Raw genomic sequence first — 1,727 nt, 5'->3', positions numbered from 1 at the left:
GTTATGGCTTGGTCTGGTCCTCGGAAGAGCCGCGCGGGGAGGTGCCTGAGATTGCCGGCCTCGCCGAAGGCAAGCTCCTCGCCTTGCGCGGCATCGCGGTCAACGCGCCGGCCGACAAAGTCGTCGAGAGGCTGAGAGCCTATCGCTTTCAACCCAACGGAGCGATCGATGGCGAGGGCGCCGACATTCTCGTCGAAGCCGCCCAGGATTTCGCTGTGGCGCTTCGCTCGCGAGCCAGCAGCGCCGAGACGCAGGGCGTTTTCTTCGTGCAGCCGGTCGATTCCAACCGTTCGGTGATCCGCGGCGTGCTCGATCAGGAGGCCGAGGGCGCCGCGCGCATTGCCATTCTGCGTCACCACAATGAGCGGCTTTCCAAGCTGCGCGACGAGGTCGAGCGCGACGTGGCGAACGCGCCGGCGCCGGCGCCGCTCGAGCCGGTCTACGAACGGGTCTCGGCCGAACTCGCCGAAATGCCTGAGGTGACCACGCATGGCCGCAAGGCTGCGCTGCGTGTCAGCGTGGCCAGAAAATGGCAGACCGCCGACGGGATCGCAGGCTTCGAGCTTCGTCCGATCAAGGGCATCCTGCCGACGTTCCAGCCTGGAGCCCATATCGACGTCCACATGCCCAATGGCGAGATCAGGCAGTATTCGATCACCAACGGTCCCGGTGAAACCGACAGCTTCACCATCGGCGTCAAGCTGGAACGGGACTCCAAGGGTGGCTCGAAATGCATGCATGAGACGGTGCGAGAGGGCGACGTGCTGGCGATTTCCGAGCCACGCAACAACTTCCCGCTGCGCCGCGATGCGATCAAGACGCTGTTCGTCGCCGGCGGCATCGGCATCACGCCGCTGCTCGCCATGGCGCAGGCGCTGAAGAACCAGGAGCTTGCGCACGAGCTGCATTATTTCGCGCAAGGCGAGGAACACCTCGCCTTTGCCGATCGGCTGAAGCATCTCGGCGATGCGCTGAAGCCGCATCTCGGCCTCTCGCCCGACGCGACCGGCGCCGAGCTTCGACAACTCCTCGCCGGTCATCGCAATGGCATGCATCTCTACATCTGCGGCCCGGGACCGATGCTGGAAGCCGCGCGCAAGATCGCGGCCGAGCAGGGCTGGCCGGATAGCGCCGTCCATTTCGAGTACTTCAAGAACACCAACAAGATCGACGACAGTTCGAGCTTCGAGGTCGCGCTGGCGCGCTCCTGCGTCACGCTTCAGGTGCCGGCGGGCAAGACGATCATGCAGGTCATGCGCGAAAGCGGCATCGATGTTCCGTCGTCTTGCGAGCAAGGCGCCTGCGGCACTTGCGTGGCGACGGTGATCGAGGGCGAACCGGACCATCAGGACGTCTACCTCAACGATGCCGAGAGGAAGGCCGGAACCAAGATCATGACCTGCGTTTCGCGCGCCAAATCGGCACGCCTCGTGCTGGACATCTAACTGTTTGTTTTACGCAATTCCGGACGGAAAACCGTTACACACATTTCCTGGAATTGCTTTAGGAGCTGCCGATGATCACGCTTTACGACTACGAACTGTCGGGCAATTGCTACAAGCTGCGGCTGCTGATGAGTTTTCTCGGCATCGACTACAAGACCGTGCCGGTCGACTTCTACCCCGGCCGCGAACACAAGTCGGAATGGTTCCTGAAACTCAATCCGCTTGGCCAGCTGCCGGTCATCGAGGATGAAGAGCTGATCTTGCGCGATGCCCAAGCGATCC

2 protein-coding genes are annotated in these 1,727 nt (G+C 62.7%); both read left to right on the top strand.

Annotation, left to right across the window (positions count from 1 at the left end; all coding sequences use genetic code 11):
• Nucleotides 1–1,445 (top strand): 2Fe-2S iron-sulfur cluster-binding protein (locus tag EN925_RS34695; protein WP_128337309.1); only part of this gene is annotated, 1,445 nt, incomplete at its 5' end.
• Nucleotides 1,446–1,516: 71 nt separating this feature from the next.
• Nucleotides 1,517–1,727: glutathione S-transferase N-terminal domain-containing protein (locus tag EN925_RS34690; protein ID WP_206633102.1), on the top strand; the 211-nt coding region annotated here is incomplete at its 3' end.

The organism is Mesorhizobium sp. M7A.F.Ca.US.006.04.2.1 (assembly GCF_004022915.1).
GTDB lineage: Bacteria > Pseudomonadota > Alphaproteobacteria > Rhizobiales > Rhizobiaceae > Mesorhizobium > Mesorhizobium ciceri.
Note: the sequence above shows the minus strand (reverse complement) of the source record. Positions and strands in the feature narration are given on the sequence as shown.